This is a genomic window from Acinetobacter sp. YH01010, assembly GCF_013420775.1.
GTDB classification, from domain to species: Bacteria; Pseudomonadota; Gammaproteobacteria; order Pseudomonadales; family Moraxellaceae; genus Acinetobacter; species Acinetobacter amyesii.
This window is the reverse complement of the sequence record NZ_VOYF01000002.1, coordinates 19,045-38,966: the sequence shown is the minus strand read 5'-3', so window position 1 is coordinate 38,966 and position 19,922 is coordinate 19,045. Positions and strand designations below refer to the sequence as shown.

The following is a 19,922-nucleotide window of genomic DNA, read 5'->3' as shown; positions in this document are numbered from 1 at the left end:
CTGTGACTTACATGCAGGCTTATTTTGCAGGTGGCTGTGGCCCTGACATATCGACCAACAGGCCTGTAAATTTTCGAACAAACGGCAATAAAATCAGCACAATGGGAAAAGCAATTGCCCAAGAAATCATCCAATTATGCAGCCATAGGGTAAGAAAACCCTCAAACCAACCTAAATTTCTGAGCATATTAATAAACGAAATAATGCCGCTCATGAGACAAGACAAAATAAACGGCACGATAATCAGCGCCCAGCGTGCAGCTAACTTCGGCACATTGCCAAAAATTTTAGGGGTGGGTTGTGACATGTCCATATACTCAAGCAGTGATCCTGAATCGCTAAACCACTTATATCGTTTTACTTCGATATAAGCAATGCTTCACTTTTATCGAATATTTTTTATTCGCAACAAATGGGTTCACCTAAAGAGCCTGAAATTTGCTATATTTACCGTTTTTCTGCGACATTTATTTTTCGACTGATTATGAATACGGCAATACAAGCAGCGCTCGATCATGCAGTGCAATCCCTTCAAGCTGAAGGTGTACTCCCAAATGACTGGAACAATACTAGCAATTTGACCCGAACCAAAGACCGAAGCCACGGTGACTTTGCGTCAAACATTGCCATGATTGCCTCTAAAGCTGCAGGTATGAAGCCGCGTGATTTAGCCGAAAAAATTCTGGCAAATCTTCCAGAAGTCGCAGATATCAGCAAAGCAGAAATTGCAGGTCCTGGCTTTATTAACTTCTTTTTAAATGCTGACCAACGTTTTGCTGTCTTAGACCAAATTCAAGCTCAGAAAGATCAGTTCGGTCGCACACAGGCCAATGCTGAAAAACGTGTTCAAGTGGAATTCGTTTCAGCCAACCCAACGTCTAGCCTACACGTTGGTCATGGTCGTGGCGCAGCTTACGGTATGACCGTTGCCAATCTTCTTGAAGCAACAGGTGCTAAAGTTGACCGTGAATACTATGTCAACGATGCTGGCCGTCAAATGGATATCTTGGCGACATCGACTTACTTGCGTTATTTAGAATTGACCGGTCAACAACTGGTCTTCCCTAAAAATGCATATCAAGGCGACTACGTTAAAGAAATCGCACAAAGCATTATCGACAAAGATGGCGATGCTTATGTACGCCCTGTTGCCGACATCTACAAAGATGTTCCAGAAGATGTGCAATATGCCGCTGAACTCGATAGCGAAGGCAATAAAGTCGTTGTTTCAGGCGATAAAGAAAAACACATTGATGGCCTAATTCATAATTCACAAAACCATTTGGCTGCGGGTTACCGTGTGTTCCATCAAGCTGCGCTGAAAGCCATTCTTGATGACATTAAAGATGACCTCGGTGAATTTGGCGTGACTTTCAATCAATGGTTCAGCGAAGCAACCTTGACTGAAAAAATTGATGAAGCATTACAAATGCTCGATCAACGTGGTTTCTTATACGAAAAAGATGGCAACATCTGGTTCAAATCAACTGATTTTGGTGATGAAAAAGACCGTGTTGTGAAACGTCGTAATGGTCAAACTACATACTTCGCATCCGACATTGCTTATCACTTAAATAAACAACAACGCGGCTATACCGATATCATTGATATTTGGGGTTCAGACCACCACGGTTATATTGCACGTGTGAAAGCAGCGATTGATGCGCTTGGCTATGATTCTAAAAAATTGACGGTGCTTTTGGTTCAATTTGTGAGCCTATGGCGTGGCGGCGAGATGGTTCAAATGTCATCTCGTTCAGGTCAATTCGTGACTTTACGCGACTTACGTAAAGAAGTGGGCAACGATGCTGCTCGTTTCTACTATGTCATGCGTAAATCAGAACAACACATTGACTTCGACTTAGACCTTGCTGTGTCTCAAAGTAAAGACAATGCGGTGTACTACATCCAATACGCACACGCACGTATCTGCCGTATGCTCGAAAAAGCTGCTGCGACAGACGTTCAATTCTCTGCTGAAGCTGCACGTCAATTTGCAGCTAAACTTGAGTTAGAAGCTGAAACTGAAGTTCTTGCTAAACTTGCGGCTTACCCTGAAATTGTGGTTCGTGCAGCAAACAGCTATGAACCACACCAAGTGGGTAACTACTTGAAAGAGTTGGCGGCGTTGTTCCATGGTTGGTACAACGAAAATAAAGTCTTGGGTGATGATGCAGAACTGACTCAAGCTCGCTTATTACTGTCTGTAAACGTACAGCAAGTTTTACGCAATGGTCTTGAATTATTGGGTGTGAGTGCGCCTGAAAGCATGTAAGCAACCCTTTATGTTGCGAGCACAATAGAAATTCATCGGCATCGCCCATGCACAAACACAGCGCATGGGTTTAAGCGTCATCAATTGCATTGTGCTAAAAAGAATCCTTTTCAATACAGGCTCGAAATGAGCCTGTATTTCGTTTATATTCAGCAATATGTCCGTGTCATCTTGGCTGTGCTGAAATTGTGAAAATTAAACAAATTCCTGATGACACTCATGTAATATATAACAATCAAGACTTGCTACTTTGGGCTGCCCCAAAGTGGTTCGTGACAATTAAAATTAAATGAGGTTTCCACGTGTTTGGAAAAACGCAGCGCGGTGTATCTGATCGGCCAAATAAGCCTAAAAAACCATTGATTCCAGCATGGCTAGGTACACTTGTCATCATTTTAATCGTGTTGAGTTTCTTAGTTGCGCTCATGCTTTGGAAACCTTGGGAGCCTGTGAAGCCAAAAGGTCAAATTACCTCTGAACACTACCAAGAAGAAACCAATAAAGACTATCGTTTCTACGACCTATTGCCTCAGCAACAAGTGACGCCAATTCCTGAACAAGCTGTTCCAGAAACCGAAAATAAAGAAACGGTGGTGATTGTTGATGCACCAGAACAAAAGCCAGTTGAAACCACAGAGCTTGGACTAGAAACCACAGAAACTGCGCCTGTTGCTGCAAGTTATATTCTGCAAGTGCGCAGTTATGATGATCCTGATCAAGCCGATGCACGACGTGCTGAAATTATTTTGAACGGTTTATCTGCCGATGTGATTCAAAGTAATGAAAACGGCAAAGTTTGGTATCGCGTTGTGTCTGGCCCCTATGATTCACAAGAAGCTGCTGTGATTGCACAGCAAACTTTACGTCATAGCAGTATCGACTCGATTGTCGTAAAACGCTAAATTTTGAAATTAAAAAAAAGCGCCTGATGGCGCTTTTTTTTATTCATTCCTTTAATAAAGGGAGATTAGAAGGGATTCTTTTTTGAATACATCAGCTTAGCTCAAAAACCTCTCCCTAACCCTCTCCTAAAGGGACAGGGAATTCATTAAATGGTATGCCCTAAAGCTTCGCCCATCACCACAGTCGAGTTGGCTTTAAAGGTCGCATCCCATTGCATTTTGTTTTCTTCAAACAACACAACCGCTGTTGAACCTAAATAGAAACGGCCCAATTCTGCACCTTTTTCTAAGAATAAATCGTGTTGATTCAGTTCCAAACGCCCTGTCGGTTTAACTTTACCTGTAGCCACGGTTTCAATACCTGCCACGATCATTGCGCCTACCAGTACGACCGCCATACGACCAACTTCTGTATCAAATAAGCAGACCATGCGTTCATTACGAGCGAATAAACCCGGAATATTTTCAGCAGTGGTTTGGTTTACAGAGAATAATTCACCCGGTACATACAAAGTTTCTGTCAATGTCCCTGCAAATGGCATATGTACACGGTGGTAATCTTTTGGTGACAAATAAACCGTAGCAAACTGCCCATTTTTAAACGGCTCTGCCAATTGTGGATCGGCAATCAGGTTTTCAACGGTGAACTTCTGCCCTTTGGCCTGAAATACGTCACCATTTTCAATTTTACCCAGTTGAGAAATTGCACCATCTGCGGGTGAAACAACACTATTGGCATTGCTATCAATTTCACGCACACCCTCTTTTAAAGAGCGAGTGAAAAATTCATTGAATGATTTAAATTTTAAGGCATTGCTTTGCTCAGCAATCGACATGTCGATGCCATACTGCGCTTTAAATGCGGTAATCACGGCATTTTTCACCACAGGGTTTTCACTTGCAGCCAATTTACCGACGATACGCGATAATTTGTGCTGCGGAACAACACGCTGAGCTTGAATAAAAATTTGTTTTTTTAACTGAGATGTAAGGCTCAAGACGGCAACTCTCCGGTGATCACAGGACTATCGAGTCGGTTGCCCCACTCGCTCCACGCACCATCATAAGCTCGAATATTCCAACCGAGTAAACGTCCCAGTATATAAGCTAGGCCCGACCGATGATGGGACTGACAATATACCACCACAGGTTCGTTTAAATTGAATCCCAATTGTTCTAAGCGTTGTTGTGTGCGTTCTAAAGGATGCAATTTTAAATGATTTTCCCGGTTAAGGGCAGTACTCCATTCGAAATGTCGTGCCCCCGGAATGTGACCGCCGCGTCGCGCAGCCAAACGTAGGCCTGTATATTCATCTTCGGTACGGCAGTCCCATACTTGGATTTGCTCCTGCTGCACACGAGCCAATAGCTCATCATAATCTGTTTGATACTGAGCACGCGCCTCTGCACTTACTTCAACCAATGGGCTCACGGGTTCAAATTGCTCAATTTCAGACGAGGTCGGTAAGCCTGCCCCAAGCCAAGCATGGATGCCACCATTGAGGAGACTGGTATTTTCAAAACCGAGGCAATGTAAGTTCCAAATCAGTCGACCAGCCCATGCCCCACCTTCATCGTCATACACTACTACATGATGTTCTGGACTGATATTCAGATAGCTGATGAGCTGTTCTAAACCGGCTTGGTCAGGTAAAAGCCCCATCGCTTGTTCTTCTTGGCGCACTAACAGTTTCGGCTGCACATGCAGTGCATGTGGAATATGCAATTGGTCATAAACCGAACGACGACTCAAATCGACGATCCGTAGTTTTTCATTACCAAGATGTGGAACCAATTCTTCCGCTTCAATCAGCAGACCAAAATTCAGTGTAGATGCTGTCATCGTTGTTCGTGTTGTATTTTGTGCGATTAAATTCGATCTTAGCATAAGTCATTTTCACTATTATTCTGAATTTTTGCATTCCTTTAGCAATATTTTAGATATAAAAAAGCCGAATCATTGATTCGGCTTTTTTATTTTTATCTAATGCTGTGTTTAAGCGCTAACTTCAGAGATGTCAAACACCTGACGTAGATACGCTAAGAAAGTATCATTATCCGTCATGGTTTTACCCGGACTATCTGAAATTTTTGCCACAGATTGACCATTACATTCAACCAACTTCAGCACGATATTCAGTGCAGTTTGTCCCATATCATTGGTCAAGTTGGTGCCAATACCAAAACTCACTTGGAAACGGTCTTTAAAGTAATTGTGTAAATCCCAAGCTTTTTCAATGTTCAAGCCATCACTGAAAGTCAGCATTTTGGTTTTACTGTCAATTTTAAGCTTTTTGTAATGTGCATAGGCTTTATCGCCCCATTCATACGGGTCGCCACTGTCATGACGTAAACCGTCGAATAGTTTGGCAAAGTACAAATCGAAGTCACGTAGGAACGCATCCATACCGACAACGTCCGTTAAGGCTATTCCTAAGTCACCGCGGTATTCCTGTACCCATGTTTCTAGCGCAGACTTCTGGAAGTTACGTAGACGAACATCAAGCGCTTGGAATGCTTGTAGGAACTCATGCGCCATTGTACCAATTGGAGTAATGTTCAAGTCTTTGGCAATCAGAACATTACTTGTACCGCGGAAAATATACGGTGAAGCCTGATTTAATTCTTCAATTACATGCTTTTGCCATGCATAACTATAACGACGACGCGTGCCAAAATCAGAGACCAAGAATGGTGGATCATTTGGATTTTGCCGTGCTTCATACTGCTTCAGCAAGGCAATCTTATGTTGCAAACGGCGCTCACCTTCGGCTAAAACTTCTGGTGTACGAATACGTTGGAAATATAATTCATTGACGATGGCTAAAACAAAGATTTCAAACATCATCGCTTGAACCATTGGGCCTTCTACCCAAATGTCCAGTCGACCTTCATCATCAATACCCGCTTTAATAAAACGGCGTTTAAGCTGAAATAATTCAAGATAATCAACAAAATCGCTTTTAATAAAACGTAAACTGCGTAAATACTGCAATTCATCTTCTTTAAACTTCAACTGACAAAGCATGTCGAGCTGCATGTTTAAATCATCCAAAATTTCAACCAGTGGATAGGCTGTATCATCCAAGTTACGGCAACGAAAGTGATACACACTATGGGTTTGCGGAAATTTGTGTAACACCACCTGAAGCATGGTGAATTTATACAGATCTGTGTCTAATAAGGATTGGATGATTGGAGACATAAAGACTTTCAGTTTTTATCAACTCTTTGCATTAAAGCATACTTTATTGATAAAAAGCCGATTGATTTAGTGGAATAACTTATAAATCACCGCGATTCATCGACTTTTTTCAATTTTTTTGCTGAAGCTGAGCGCGATCAAGCTCACTATTTTTTGAGTAACTGTCGATATTTTTCTTCTTGACCAAATTCACGCGCAAACTGTTCTGCAGTCTTTTGCCCCATTTTTTTGGCATTTGCATCGCAATCCACTTGGCGTAATTGCTTTGCAATCGCCCATTCTAATTTAAACATGGCACCCATCAATGCGGTGTTGCCTTTATTGTCACGTGCGCAGCGGTCTGCACCTTGTTCTAGCAAACGAGTCACAATATTTTGATGACCATAATAGGTCGCCATCATCAGTGGTGTAAAACCCGAAGCATTGCGCACATCGACCGGAAAACCGTGCTTAAGAAATTCATTGATGACTTCTTCATTGCCAGTTTTGGCTGCTGCAAAGAAGATTGCGATCAATTCCTGTTGTGAGGTCATCTGATCGCTTGCAGTTGCTTTAGCGGGGGAGATATCTTCCGCGATTGCCACGTTTGCGAATGCGGAACCAAACGCAAGAAGACTGGCTAAAGTCAAATGCTGCATAACTTTCATGATGAACTCCAACAGAAAACGAATGTAGAATTGAATTAGAAATGATTCATTTCATAAAAATGAATATTTAAGGAGTGCCTATGAAACTCCCCATAGGGTGCAGGAAAGGTATGGAGCTTCATAGGACTTTTTTGAGGTAACGTTCTAGACCCTAGTTACCAATCCTTCAGACTGATCGAAATTAGTCTTTCAGTTGTGCTGCTTTAGCTTTTACAGTTGCAAGGTTACCGTTTACTGCTTTAGTCATACGCGTACCGTAGTCAGCGTCTGCTTTGTAGAAGTAAGACAGCATGATGTGCTTGGTTTCTGAATCTTTCACGTTGCCAAGGTCAGCCGCCAAGTTCATGATCAAGTTTTCTTTCTCTTTCGCAGAGTATGAACGGTAAAGCTCACCCGCCTGCTTGAAGTTTTGCTCTTTCACGCCTTTTTGCTGAACTGTGCCAGAAAGCGGCGTTTCAACCGCACGCGCTTTCGCAGTCGCTGGTTTTGGCTCAATACGGCTTGGCTCGTAGTTCACGTTCGATGAAGTGCCGCCAACATTCATAGAACCATCCTGGTTGTTGTTGTTCACGTTAACCAATGGACGGTTGACTGGAATTTGCTGGTGATTCGCACCCAAACGGTACATTTGAGTATCTGAGTAAGAGAAGATACGGCCTTGCAGCAGACGGTCTTCTGATGGCTCGATACCTGGTACTAAGTTGCCCGGAGCCAATGCCACTTGTTCCGTTTCCTGGAAGAAGTTTTTCGGCATACGGTTCAGTGTCAACGTACCCACTTTAGTTTCTGGAACTAAGTTCGTTGGCCAGATTTTAGTTGGATCTAATGGATCGAAATCGAAGCTGTTGAGATCTTTAGGATCTAACACTTGGATGTAAAGATCCCATTTCGGGAATTTACCAGCGTTGATGTTGTTATAAAGATCGTTAGTCAAGTGATTAAAATCTTTACCTTGTTGCTCAGCAGCTTCTTTAACGTTCAGACCTTTCACGCCTTGTTTAGAGCGGAAGTTGAATTTAACGTATTTGTATTCGCCTTTGTCGTTATAAAGCTTGTACGCATGTACACCAAAGCCGTCTTGTTCGCGGTAGCTGGTAGGCACGCCTTGGTTACCATACACATAAGTCAACATATTGGTTGCCCATGGTTGGCTAGACAAGAAGTCAAATACGCGGTTTGCGTCTTGAACGTTGTCAATTGGGCTTGGCTTCATTGCGTGAATGAAGTCAGGGAATTTAATTGCATCACGAATGAAGAAGACTGGAGTTTGGTTACCCACTAAATCCCAGTTGCCTTCTTGCGTATAGAACTTGATCGCGAAACCGTGCGGGTCACGTAGAGTTTCTGGAGAATGTTTACCGTGAATTACAGTCGAGAAACGTAAGAAAACTGGAGTCTTAGTACCTGCTTTGAACAATGAAGCAATGGTGAGATCAGATAAATCTTTAGTTGCAACGAATTCACCATACGCACCTGTACCACGGGCATGTACCACACGCTCAGGAATACGCTCACGACCAAAACGTTGTAATTTTTGAACCAATTGTACGTCTTGAAGTAGAACTGAACCATTTGGACCCGCAGTAATCGAGTTTTGGTTATCGCCTACTGGTGCACCATTGTCTTTAGTTAATGGCGCTGCTTGAGTCGCCGCTGTTGCTGTTGCTAACATTGCAACCAATAAAGAACGCTTAAACATCGTCTTAATCTCTCTGTTAAATACCTTTCCTGCCACGCAAAGATACTGGCATTCAATAAATAGATAAAACAGATTATTTTTATAAATTCAATCGTATTGTTAGATTTATAAAAAATATACAGTTAATTTTCAAATGTTTGAGCCCAAAATTTTCTAAACATCGCTTCGAAAGAATGCTGTCTTTGCTACAATCCCTGCCCTATGTTCAATTTTCTACTCGGAAGAATTTATGCGGGCCTTGTTACAACGTGTTTTGGAAGCCAAAGTGGTGGTCGATGGTGAGATCACGGGTGAAATCAATCACGGTATTTTAGTGTTTTTAGGACTTGGTAAAGCTGACGATTTAGAAAAGGGCAAAAAACTGATCGATAAGATCTTGAAATACCGTTTTTTTGATGATGAACAAGGCAAGATGGGCTGGAATGTCAGTCAAGCTGGCGGCGGTATCCTCTTGGTGTCTCAATTTACTCTGATGGCACAAACGCAAAAAGGCCTGCGCCCTGATTTTGGCCCTGCCATGCCGCCAAGCGATGCCAAAGCGCTGTATGAACAGCTGGTCGATTACGCCAAGCGCCAATATGACCATGTACAAACAGGCATCTTTGCTGCCGACATGAAAGTGCATTTGGTTAATGACGGTCCAGTGACCTTTAATTTAGAAGTTGAATAACCACTGAAGCATTAAAAAAGCCCTCTTTTGAGGGCTTTTCACAAGCTAGAATAATACGGTCTTAAATGGTTGTAATCAGTTTTGCACGTTGCATTACTTCCACAGGGATATTTTTCACAAGCATGACTGTTAATGACTGATCATTTTTCTTTGACGTTGTTGTTTGATTTGCGTCTAAAACAGCATTTACATCAGCGGGATTCAATGTATACATTGCACCAGTAGCTGGATCAACAATTAATAAACCAATTAATCCACCAAAAATAATATTGGCTACATACCAACCATTTACTGTCCCTGTTACCTGCACAGTTTTTGTTTGAAAACCATCTTTTTTGAACGTTACTTCATAAGCTGCTGGTTTAAAATATCCTGTACCGCGTTTTAAAGTTACAGTTGCAGGTGTGATGCCAGTATGTACTTTTTCTCCAGCTTTATTTGTAATCGAAATCGATGCTTCATCTGGCACTGACTTAAACGTTAAAGTTTGAGTTGACCCCGAAATGATACTTGCACAACCTGTCATTGTTAATGATGCAGCAATTAAACCCGACGTAATTAATTTTTTCATAAAAATACCCCCTAAAAAGTGGGGGTATTTTTACCAAAAAAACGTTAATTTTCAACGAAAATTAAAATTATTTACCGGTTTTTTCTTTAATAAACGCACGTGCGATTTTGATTTTTTCTTTAACCGGTTTTGGAAGTTTAGGTGGAATTAACTTCGCCACTTGGTTAAACCAGACCAGTAGACCAAAATCACCTTCCATTTTAATACTGCCATTTTGCATACCCGTCATAAATGCTGTTGGGTCACCTTTCATTAGGGTTTTCACGCCCTGTTCGCTGTCCGCAAATTGCAAAATAAAGTCTGCTTTTTCCGCATCGCCTGAAACAGTATCAATCTGTCCATTATTTACAATAATTTGACGTGCAACACCCAAATCTGTACCGATTTGAATGCGGAATTGACGTTCATGAACCAATTCAATGAATTTAGGGCTAGTACGTGCAAGCTGTTTCATACGAAGCGCTAAACCTGCCACGAGTAAATCAAGTGGATCCGTACTGACATCAACTAAAGGTAGTTTTACGACAGGAATTGATGATAGTTTCATGACTTAAAGCCTATTGTAATTGTTGGAAAATTGACTGGCTTCATCCTACCATAACTTGGCTTTTGAGAAGTAAGGCTTTGTATCTCAAATCGGACTAATGCGTTCATAAAAAAATGCGCCCTCAGGCGCATTTTCATTGAAATTTTGTTCTGACACTTATCGGCTCGAACATTGCTGTTCTTCATCATATACAGGCGTGTGCTCTATACATTGGCGCTTTGCCATCGCACGCTCTGCACGGCGGTCTTCACGTAACAATACTAAAGTGAATACCACCATTGCGGCCATTAATGCCGTTAAATAACTATAGGTCACTGATAATTCAAACATGGTTTGTGTGCCAAATCGAATCACTTCAATGAGTCCCCACACCAGCATCCCCGCCAGCATAAAACTTAACCAGCGACGATAAGGCGAGAAGAAAACAGCAATCACAGCCGCCGATACCAAGCTCAGGCCAACGATTGTTGCTAAATTCGCTGTTAACATAAAAACCTCCGTCATTTGACAGCTGACATCTCTTGTCTTACAGGATGCTGAGCCGTCTCACTACTGTATCTTCAGTAAATAGATTTGGTCGATCTCAATCTCTTGCAAGCATTATGCTGAGTTTTTTGCATAAAAAAAGTCTCGTTTTTTGTCCATGCGACACACCTTGTCGCAACATTATTTTGTCATTACATTTTTTCTTTTTAAAGAATTTCTAGAACAATGATGGCATCTCGTTTCGAGTGTCATTACAAAAAAAACAGCTGGTTTTAGGCTAAAAAAATTAATTTTTCGAATGCTGTTAATCGTTGTTTTTATCGACAATTTTCTTCTACCGTTCATCGGATGAGCTGAATTCTTGGCATAAAAAAACGCAGCCTTTTGGCTACGTTTTTGACTGTGCCTTAAATGGTTTTAAGCACGATTTAAATCTTTATCATGCACACCAAGCAGGTAAAGAACACCATCTAGACCCACGCTTGAAATGGCTTGATTGGCATTTTGACGAACCAAAGGTTTCGCACGGAAAGCAACGCCTAAGCCGGCTAAAGACAACATTGGCAAGTCATTCGCACCATCACCCACAGCAATGGCTTGTTCTAATGAAATCCCCATTTCTTCAGCGATTTGAGTCAACAAGAAGGCTTTGCGAGCACCATCCACAATATGGCCTTTCACTTCACCTGTTACCGCGCCATCTTGTACGTCCAGTACATTGGCATGGACTTCATCGATACCCAGTTTTGCTTGTAGATATTCGGCAAAATACTGAAAACCACCTGACAAAATAGCCGTGCGATAACCCAATGATTTAAGCGTTGAAATCAGACGTTCCGCACCTTCTGTAACAGTCAGACGTTCTGCAATTTTAGGCAATACCGAAGCATCCATACCTTTGAGCAGTGCCACACGTGCACGGAAACTTTGTTGGAAATCGAGCTCGCCTTGCATAGCACGTTCAGTGATTTCAGCCACTTGAGCCCCGACACCCGCTTCAATCGCCAATTCGTCAATCACTTCTTGCTCAATCAGCGTCGAGTCCATATCAAAGCAGACCAAACGACGATTACGACGGTAAGCATTGTCCTCTTGAACGGCAACATCTACCCCTAGTTCGGTAGATAGACGTAAACATGCTGCACGCATCGCAGTGGCATCCAACATTTGGCCTTTTAAACCAAATTGAACGCAGGCACGGCGCGGACCTTCGCTCGATCCATCTAACTCTGGACGGCCAGATAAACGAGTCACAGTTTCAATATTGAAGCCTTGGCTCGACACAATATTTGTAACTGCCTGTAAATGAGATGCCTGTAATTCTGGCGCAAGTGCCGTAACGATATAGCGTGTGCGGCCTCCCTCATTTACCCATTGTTGATATTCTGTTGTAGAGATTGGTTTAAAGCGCACAGTTAAGCCAATATCATGTGCTAAAATCAACATCTCCTTCATGGCTAATGCTGTCGCAGTCTGGTCTTCCGACGAAACAACAATACCTAAAGTCAGCTGATTGTGGATGACTGCTTGTCCGACATCTAAAATCTGTAAGGAATGTGCGGACAAAACCTGCATTAATCGTGTAAATTGATTAGGTTGGTCAGGTCCTAAAAGTGATATAAGAATGATTTCTCGCATGAATTGACTCGGGTCTGAGCTACAACTAATGTAAGAATCATAATCTAAATTGAATAGAATTGCCTTGGAAGTTTACGTTGAATGCGCCTAGACAAGGGCTATTTGCTAGCCTATTAGTAGTTTGTTTTGCTTTGCATACCTTTTTATTGGTATTGGCAACAACCCACCAACTGAACGAAAACCGTGCCAGTCAGGGACAACTGATGACCAGTCAATTGGTTACAGACAGCCTATCTGAGCTTGAGCCGGCCAATACCGTATCATTAGCCTTACTTGCTGACCGCTATGCAACCAACCCGAGCGTGGCTTCCATCCGCATTTTAAATGCCAATAATCAAGTTTTGGCCACAGGCGGTTTGACCAAAACCCGTGACGGTGAAATCTTTGTTCGAGATGCGCTGCAAAACGAAAAGAAAGTTGGAACGGTTGAAATCACCTTAATTAAACCAAGTATTGGTGAAATCTTACGTACCCAATGGGCTGCGATTCTATTTTCATTATTCTTACATGGCTTGTTATGGTTGGCGTATCGCGCTATTGCGCGTCCAAGTCGTACTGAATATTTAGCGCGAATCAACAATGAATCACGTCTAAAACATGAAATTCAAACGCTAGCGCAGGCTTTAGAACAAGAAAAACATAATGCCGCTGTGGCGATTGCTCAAGCGCAGCAAAATACGCAAGCAAAAGCAAAACAGCATAAAGACATGAAACCAGTGGTTCTCGACAGCAACAGCTTGGCATTAAATATTCAATTTTATGATCCGAAACAGCTGCTCGATAGCGTCAACAAAACCGTGTCTGTGCCGTATTTTAATCTCTGCCAAATTTTCTTAAATAAAACCACAGAACTCTGTGTTCAACATTATAAATTGAACAGTTCTGACATCAGTACGGTACATAAGTTTGATGAACATGGCGCAACCATCAGCATGACCGCTGACACTCCAGATGCGCTGCGTTGCCTCACCATGATCAGCTCAGTATTCCAATTGCTTTCAGATGTTTTATATAAACGCTACCGTGAAGAAAAACGTTTCGTTTTACAAACCCGTAGCGCGATTTCAAGCTCTGTCGAAGCCATGCAATTGTCTTCTGTACAAGCGGCTGAACGTTTAGTCCAACAATTGGTTGCTAAAGAAAGTGCCATTCATGTGCCGACAACTTTGCTCAAAGAGATTTCAGATCATTTCCAATTGTTCAGTTTGCCAAATCCGACCAATGTGCTCACTCGTCATGCATTTATGCTCAATGGAATGGACAGTGATGCCGCTGAATTGGCTCAAAACTTCAGAACTGAAATTTTAAAATCCAAACAGTCAAAAGCCTCGTAAAGGTTTTAGCGCAATCAAAAATCCCGACTTGAGTCGGGATTTTTTTGTCTTAAACGGTCGAAATTTTCTGTGCAATCAAATATTTTTGCGCGTTATGCGGTTCGGTACCTGCTACAACCGCGACTTTCTCCCATTGCCCATTCGACTGCATTTCCCATGCATTTTGATTATCGTCCAAATAGTTAAGTAAACCATCTTTCATAATGCGTTTTTTCAGACGGCTTTCTAAAATTGGAAAACAGGTTTCGACCCGTGAAAATAAGTTACGTCCCATCCAATCGGCACTGGCACAGTACAATCGTTTTTCGCCTGCATGCTCAAAATAATACACTCGGGTATGCTCTAAGAAGCGCCCAACGATGGATCTCACATGAATATTCTCAGACATCCCTTTAACCTGAGGAATCAAACAACAAATCGAACGGATAATTAAATCTACACGTACCCCTGCTTGCGATGCACGATACAAAGCAGCAATCAGTTGCGGTTCCGTGAGTGCATTGACCTTCACAATAATTCTTGCGTATTTTCCCGCTTGTGCGGCAACAATTTCCTGTTCAATCAGTTTCAGTAATTCAGTATGCAGGGTAAATGGTGCATGCAGTAAGGCTTTCAGCTTCGCCATCTTGCCCATGCCGGTCAGTTCCTGAAACATACGATGCACATCTTCGCAAATATCGGAATGCGTCGTCATCAGGCCATAATCGGTATACATCCGCGCATTGCCTGCGTGGTAATTACCTGTTCCCAAATGGGCGTAGCGTAACAACTGATTATTTTCACGGCGTACAATCAAAATCATCTTGGCATGGGTTTTATAGCCCACAATGCCATACACCACGACAGCGCCCGCTTCTTGCAATATATTGGCCACGGTAATATTGGATTCTTCATCAAACCGCGCCCGAAGTTCGATGACGGCGGTTACTTCCTTGCCGTTGCGTGCCGCCTCCGCCAAAACTTGTACGATGTCCGAATCTGGCCCACTACGATAGAGCGTTTGCTTAATGGCTAATACCTGAGGGTCTTTTGCAGCTTCACGTAATAAGTTGATGACCGGTTGAAAGGAGTCAAACGGATGATGTAACAACACATCTTGTGTTTTTAATACATCAAAAATCGCGGTTTGTTTACGAAAAACTTTAGGAATAATCGGTGTATAGACCGGATATTTCAGTTCAGGTCGATTAAAACTAGTACTGAGACGTGATAAATTGATCGGGCCTTCAATGCGATAGAGCTCCTGCTCACTCAAATCAAATTCATCTAACAAGTAATCAATAATGCTTTGTGGACAATCATCTTCAATTTCTAAGCGAACTGCCCGACCAAAACGGCGTGAAGACAATTCATCTTTTAATGCCACCGCCAAGTCATCTACATCTTCAGCCAGAACCAAATCTGCATTGCGTGTCACTCGAAAGGCATAACAGCCTGTCGCTTTCATCCCCGGAAATAAATCATTGATATGTTGCTGAATAATGGCGGTCAGGAAAATTTGTGTCTCTGAACTGCCTTCAACCTCAGCGGGCATTTTGATTAAACGCGGCAAAGAACGTGGCGCAGGCACGATCGCCATTTCAATGGCACGACCAAAGGCATCTTTGCCTTCTAGGCTCACAATAAAGTTGAGGCTTTTATTAACCAAGCGTGGAAACGGATGCGATGGATCTAAGCTAATCGGTGTTAAAACTGGTTGAACTTCTTTACTAAAATAATGGCTAATCCACGCCCGATGTTTTTCTAAAATATCTTTAAATTGAATAAAGCGAATACCTTCACTTTGTAACGCAGGCAATACAGCCTGATTGAGGGTCTGGTATTGCTCTGCAACCGTGTCATGAATCACTTGGGAAAGTTCATCTAAGACCACTTCAGTCGGAATGGCATCTGGCGTCCGTGCAATCGCATTCAAATCTCGTTGTTTCATCAGCCCCGCAATACGAATTTCAAAGAATTCATCTAAATTGCGTGAAAAAATGATGAGAAAATTCAAGCGTTCAAGTAAAGGTAAACTTGAATCGAGTGCCTGAGCCAAGACCCGCCGATTAAAATCTAAAAGTGACAATTCACGATTATAATAGGTCTCTGATGAATGCTGAAAATGTTGCATACCCTCTCAATGCTGTTTGAAACAGTCTATATCTAAAGTGTTTGCCGGCATGTTAGGCAGCGGATATGACACTTATGTTACAAATAGCATTAATCAATTAAAAAAGCATGCAATTCCCTAAAGCCCTGTTCATCAAATCGTAAAATTTATTTTCGACATCAAAAAAGAGGGACATTGCCCTCTATTTTACTGAATTGTTTTTTTGTTTATTGCACAGGCTTGTCTTGTTCCAATGCTTTGGGCTCACTCGTCCGTGCTGCCCAATAGGTTGCCAGTGCGGGACCCGAAATATTGTGCCACAAACTAAAAATCGCACTCGGCACAGCGGTCAGAGGTGAAGCGGCAAAATGGGTCGCCGCCAATGCCACACCCAGACCTGAGTTTTGCATCCCGACTTCAATTGACACTGCTTTACAGTCTGCATAGGGCAATTTAAATAGTCGGCTGGCCCAAAAACCCAATAGATAGCCCAAGCCATTATGTAAGGCCACTACCCCAAGAATCAGTAAACCTGATTGCAAAATCTGTGTTCGGCTACCCGCAATGATGGCCGCCACAATCGCCACAATTGCCACAACAGAAACCAATGGCATGACCTGTATATAAGCATCCACTCGATGCTTAAAGACAGTTCGAATCATTAACCCCACAATGATCGGAAATAAAACCACTTGTAAAATTGAAACCAACATCGATGCCGCATTAATTTCAATCCATTGGCTTGCTAACAAATAGAAAATCGCAGGGGTTAAAACCGGTGCGAGTAATGTCGAAACAGAGGTACAGGCAACAGATAATGCGGTATTGCCTTTTGCCATATAGGTGATGACATTAGAGGCCGTTCCACCCGGGCAGCAACCAACAAGAATGACCCCGATCGCGATTTCTGTCGGCAGTTGTAATAATTTACACAAGAAAAAAGCCAATCCCGGCATCACAATAAACTGTGCCAAAACCCCGATCATCACAGCTTTAGGACTTTGCAATACACTTTTAAAATCTTGCAGTGTCATGGTCATGCCCATACCCAACATAATGATGCCTAGCATCCATGGGATATATGCTTTTAACCAAACAAATACATCGGGAAAAAACATGGCGAGCGCTGCAAACAGCACCACCCAAATCGCAAATGTTTTCTGCACAAATTGAGTGAATTTTAAGAAAGCCGACATAGGCATCTTCCATTTAAAAACAGGGACAAAAAAAGGCACACCCTTGTGCCTTTTCTCAACTGAGCCCACTGGGTCATGCCAAAGATAATGCCTGTGCATGCTGCTGCACAATATCTTTCAGGTAAATACGCTTCACCCCATTCGCCAACATGTCTTGCCATGCATGCTGTAAAGAACCCTGTAAATCGATCCCTTTGGTCAAATCAGCAATCACAAAAGTTTCAAAACCAAGCTTACGTGCATCCATTGCCGTCCATGCAACACAAAAATCCGTGGCAATGCCCACCACAAAGACTGTATCAATACCGCGTTCGCGCAAATAGCCCGCCAAACCTGTTGAGGTTTTCTGATCTGCTTCCATAAAAGCAGAGTAGCTGTCGATATGCTGATGAAAACCTTTACGGATAATTAGCTGCGCCGTTGGTAAATTTAAATCAGGATGCAATTCGGCATCCTGTGTGCCTTGTACACAATGCGTCGGCCACAATACTTGCGTTCCATAATTCAGCTCTATGCTGTCATAAGGTACATGCTCAGGATGATTTTCAGCAAAAGAGATATGGTCGGCTGGATGCCAATCTTGAGTCAGCACAATATTCGTAAAGTATTGCCCCAGTTGATTAATCCCTGGAATAATTTGATCGGCATTGGCAACAGCCAACTGACCTCCTGGGGTAAAACCATTTTGTACATCGACCACAATCAGCGCTGTATTTTTTTGCATATCTCTCCATCCGTTGTCATGCATTTTCGGCGACTCTACTGATTCGCTCATATTTTAAAAGCCTTAGTATTCAGTCCTGTGCATAAAAATAAAATGACTGTCCTTCCTGACAATACCGATACTTGGGCAAATGCTCAACCAGCCGCTGTGCAAATCGTGGGTAAATACGGGCTTTTCGCCGAGTCGAAGCATGAAAATAAAAATATCGCGGTTGATGTTTAAAGATATATTTTAATAAATGGCTGCGTGTCTGTTGCATGACCTCAAATGCATTAATATTTTCAGCAACATCTTCTAGGGTAGGTTCATCGGCAAAGGCCAACCACGCATTTTGTCTCGGCTGATGGCGATTTCTTTGAAATACAGGTTTGAGTTCCAAGATAAATTCGTATTGATGTAGATACAAACTGAATTCACGTTGATCAACTTTAAAAATTGCGACCAGTTTTCTTGCTGACATAGCCCCTCTACGTTGATTTTTTATTTTTTCATTCTGCTGTATTTTTACATCAAATACGTTTATTTATCTTGGCTTAAAGCATTAGTGCGACTTCTATTGTCGCCATAAAAAAGCCCGCAATATGCGGGCTTTTTTTGATATGGCATGTTCCTTATGATGGAATACGACGTACCAATAACAACATAAATATTGCAGAGATTGCGATACATGGAATTGCCGCGGTAATCACCCCTGCCGCACCAAAACCTGCTGCCAATAACTGACCCGCAATTGCAGGGCCTAACATTGCACCGACACGACCAACGGCTGAAGCTACACCAACACCCGTACCACGTAACTGTGTCGGATACACGATACCACCGAAGGCATACAATACACCTTGGCAACCAATCACGAATGCACCGACTAAAGCTGACGCCATGTACATTTGAGTCAATGAACCTGCACCATTCAGCGCAAATAGACCTGCCAAAATACCGCCGTACATCAAAATGATCACATAAGCTTTCTTCCAACGATCAGTCAACATACCTAAAATGATCGTACCAATGGTTGCACTCACCATGAAGTAGAACTGCGCAGTTGCACCATCTTTACGAGTGAAACCGAGTTCGGTGAACAACGATGGTAACCAGCTCAACATGATGTACACCACCATCAAGGTGAAGAAGTAGCTCACCCAAATTGAGAAGGTACGTAAACGGTTTTCTGTGTTGAATAGGTTTTTGAAAGCACCTTGTTGCACTTCGCCATTGGCAGTCGCTTGAACCGCTTGATCTTTGGCTTTCAAGAATTCACGCGATTCAGGCAAGAACAAAATCATCAATGGAATCACAACAATCGGTAATAAACCGCCTAAATAGAAAATATTTTTCCAGTTTGCACCGAAGTCTGTCATTGCAACCAATGACAAAATTGCCGCACCCACAGGCATACCACAGTACATCAAACCGACTGCACGACCACGATTTTGTGGTGTTACCGCTTCAGATGCCAAGGTAATCAAAATTGGCATTGCTGCCCCTAAACCTGCACCTGCAAGAAAACGTACAGCGAGTAAGCTATGGAAGCTATTTACCCATACCGTACATAAGGTAAAGATGGCGAACATCCCTGTAGACCAAATTAATACTTTTTTACGGCCCATTCGGTCTGCAATCCGACCACCCACCAAAGCACCAGGTAATAATCCTAAAATACCGGCACTAAAAAACACCCCTAGCTGCGAGCTATCCAGCCCGAAATATTCACGAATCCCTGCTGCTGCAATACCTGCAGCCTGAATATCCAGACCTTCGATTACGGCAATAAGGAAGCAGATTGCTACCGTGACAATAGCATGCTTATTATCTGACTTTTCCATTGGAGAATCCTTGTTGTCATCAGCGTTCAAATTAAGTCGCATCATCGCTGAGCCTTATAAAGGATATAACTACCAATAAGTTGAAGCCTTTCGTCCAAAATTGGATTACGTGC

19 protein-coding genes are annotated in these 19,922 nt (G+C 42.5%); 4 read left to right on the top strand and 15 right to left on the bottom strand.

What is annotated here, in order from left to right:
- Window positions 1-19 precede the first annotated feature (19 nt).
- On the bottom strand, window positions 20-307 hold the full coding sequence (locus FTT77_RS01925) for a DUF2798 domain-containing protein (protein ID WP_372491143.1): 288 nt from the start codon (window positions 305-307) through the stop codon (window positions 20-22).
- Between the two features lie 177 nt (window positions 308-484).
- On the opposite strand from FTT77_RS01925, the gene argS reads away from it, so the two are divergent.
- Entirely contained in the window at window positions 485-2,275 is a 1,791-nt protein-coding gene (gene argS, locus FTT77_RS01920) for an arginine--tRNA ligase (RefSeq protein WP_180108875.1), read from the top strand.
- 302 nt (window positions 2,276-2,577) lie between these two features.
- Window positions 2,578-3,177: an SPOR domain-containing protein gene (locus tag FTT77_RS01915; RefSeq protein WP_180004357.1), complete on the top strand. Its 600-nt coding sequence runs from the start codon at window positions 2,578-2,580 to the stop codon at window positions 3,175-3,177.
- 146 nt (window positions 3,178-3,323) lie between these two features.
- Here FTT77_RS01915 and asd read toward each other — a convergent pair whose 3' ends face one another.
- The 5 genes from asd to FTT77_RS01890 all read right to left on the bottom strand — a co-directional run bounded on the left by asd (window position 3,324) and on the right by FTT77_RS01890 (window position 8,728).
- Window positions 3,324-4,175, bottom strand: coding sequence for an archaetidylserine decarboxylase (gene asd, locus FTT77_RS01910; RefSeq protein ID WP_180004355.1), 852 nt, complete (start codon window positions 4,173-4,175; stop codon window positions 3,324-3,326).
- Window positions 4,172-5,020 carry a sulfurtransferase gene (locus FTT77_RS01905; RefSeq protein WP_180008663.1) on the bottom strand — a complete coding sequence of 283 codons (849 nt, stop codon included), beginning with the start codon at window positions 5,018-5,020 and terminating at the stop codon, window positions 4,172-4,174. The genes asd and FTT77_RS01905 overlap by 4 nt, the downstream gene beginning before the upstream one ends.
- Before the next feature lie 153 nt (window positions 5,021-5,173).
- The gene (gene pncB, locus FTT77_RS01900; protein WP_180011649.1) at window positions 5,174-6,382 is read right to left on the bottom strand and encodes a nicotinate phosphoribosyltransferase; all 1,209 of its coding nucleotides are present in this window, start codon (window positions 6,380-6,382) and stop codon (window positions 5,174-5,176) included.
- A gap of 146 nt (window positions 6,383-6,528) precedes the next feature.
- Window positions 6,529-7,029 (bottom strand): ankyrin repeat domain-containing protein, encoded by a 501-nt coding sequence (locus tag FTT77_RS01895; RefSeq protein WP_078193253.1) that lies wholly within the window; start codon window positions 7,027-7,029, stop codon window positions 6,529-6,531.
- A gap of 181 nt (window positions 7,030-7,210) precedes the next feature.
- Window positions 7,211-8,728, bottom strand: coding sequence for a catalase (locus tag FTT77_RS01890; RefSeq protein ID WP_180108876.1), 1,518 nt, complete (start codon window positions 8,726-8,728; stop codon window positions 7,211-7,213).
- Between the two features lie 229 nt (window positions 8,729-8,957).
- Here FTT77_RS01890 and dtd point away from each other — a divergent pair, with 229 nt between their 5' ends.
- A complete protein-coding gene (gene dtd, locus FTT77_RS01885; protein WP_180108877.1) occupies window positions 8,958-9,398 on the top strand; it encodes a D-aminoacyl-tRNA deacylase in 441 nt (146 codons plus the stop codon).
- 61 nt (window positions 9,399-9,459) lie between these two features.
- Here the strand turns inward: dtd and FTT77_RS01880 are convergent, their stop codons facing one another.
- The 4 genes from FTT77_RS01880 to serB all read right to left on the bottom strand — a co-directional run bounded on the left by FTT77_RS01880 (window position 9,460) and on the right by serB (window position 12,640).
- Window positions 9,460-9,969 (bottom strand): hypothetical protein, encoded by a 510-nt coding sequence (locus FTT77_RS01880; protein ID WP_180108878.1) that lies wholly within the window; start codon window positions 9,967-9,969, stop codon window positions 9,460-9,462.
- 67 nt (window positions 9,970-10,036) lie between these two features.
- Window positions 10,037-10,516, bottom strand: a complete 480-nt coding sequence (locus tag FTT77_RS01875) for an SCP2 sterol-binding domain-containing protein (protein ID WP_078190615.1) — start codon at window positions 10,514-10,516, stop codon at window positions 10,037-10,039.
- A 156-nt stretch (window positions 10,517-10,672) separates the two neighbouring features.
- Window positions 10,673-11,005, bottom strand: a complete 333-nt coding sequence (gene aciT / locus FTT77_RS01870; protein WP_078190616.1) for an AciT family ciprofloxacin tolerance protein — start codon at window positions 11,003-11,005, stop codon at window positions 10,673-10,675.
- Window positions 11,006-11,419: 414 nt separating this feature from the next.
- Entirely contained in the window at window positions 11,420-12,640 is a 1,221-nt protein-coding gene (gene serB / locus FTT77_RS01865; RefSeq protein WP_078193257.1) for a phosphoserine phosphatase SerB, read from the bottom strand.
- Window positions 12,641-12,717: 77 nt separating this feature from the next.
- Between serB and FTT77_RS01860 the strand changes: the two genes are divergently transcribed.
- On the top strand, window positions 12,718-13,974 hold the full coding sequence (locus FTT77_RS01860; protein WP_180088685.1) for a hypothetical protein: 1,257 nt from the start codon (window positions 12,718-12,720) through the stop codon (window positions 13,972-13,974).
- A 49-nt stretch (window positions 13,975-14,023) separates the two neighbouring features.
- On the opposite strand, the gene ppk1 is transcribed toward FTT77_RS01860, so the two are convergent.
- The 5 genes from ppk1 to mhpT form a co-directional block, all read right to left on the bottom strand.
- Complete coding sequence (gene ppk1, locus FTT77_RS01855; protein ID WP_180108879.1) at window positions 14,024-16,087, bottom strand: polyphosphate kinase 1; 2,064 nt, start codon at window positions 16,085-16,087, stop codon at window positions 14,024-14,026.
- A 206-nt stretch (window positions 16,088-16,293) separates the two neighbouring features.
- Window positions 16,294-17,262: a bile acid:sodium symporter family protein gene (locus tag FTT77_RS01850; protein WP_180008617.1), complete on the bottom strand. Its 969-nt coding sequence runs from the start codon at window positions 17,260-17,262 to the stop codon at window positions 16,294-16,296.
- 73 nt (window positions 17,263-17,335) lie between these two features.
- Entirely contained in the window at window positions 17,336-17,986 is a 651-nt protein-coding gene (gene pncA, locus FTT77_RS01845) for a bifunctional nicotinamidase/pyrazinamidase (RefSeq protein WP_078193259.1), read from the bottom strand.
- A gap of 70 nt (window positions 17,987-18,056) precedes the next feature.
- Window positions 18,057-18,446, bottom strand: coding sequence for a hypothetical protein (locus tag FTT77_RS01840; protein WP_180108880.1), 390 nt, complete (start codon window positions 18,444-18,446; stop codon window positions 18,057-18,059).
- 151 nt (window positions 18,447-18,597) lie between these two features.
- Window positions 18,598-19,809 (bottom strand): 3-(3-hydroxy-phenyl)propionate transporter MhpT, encoded by a 1,212-nt coding sequence (mhpT, locus tag FTT77_RS01835; RefSeq protein ID WP_180108881.1) that lies wholly within the window; start codon window positions 19,807-19,809, stop codon window positions 18,598-18,600.
- Between the last annotated feature and the right edge of the window lie 113 nt (window positions 19,810-19,922).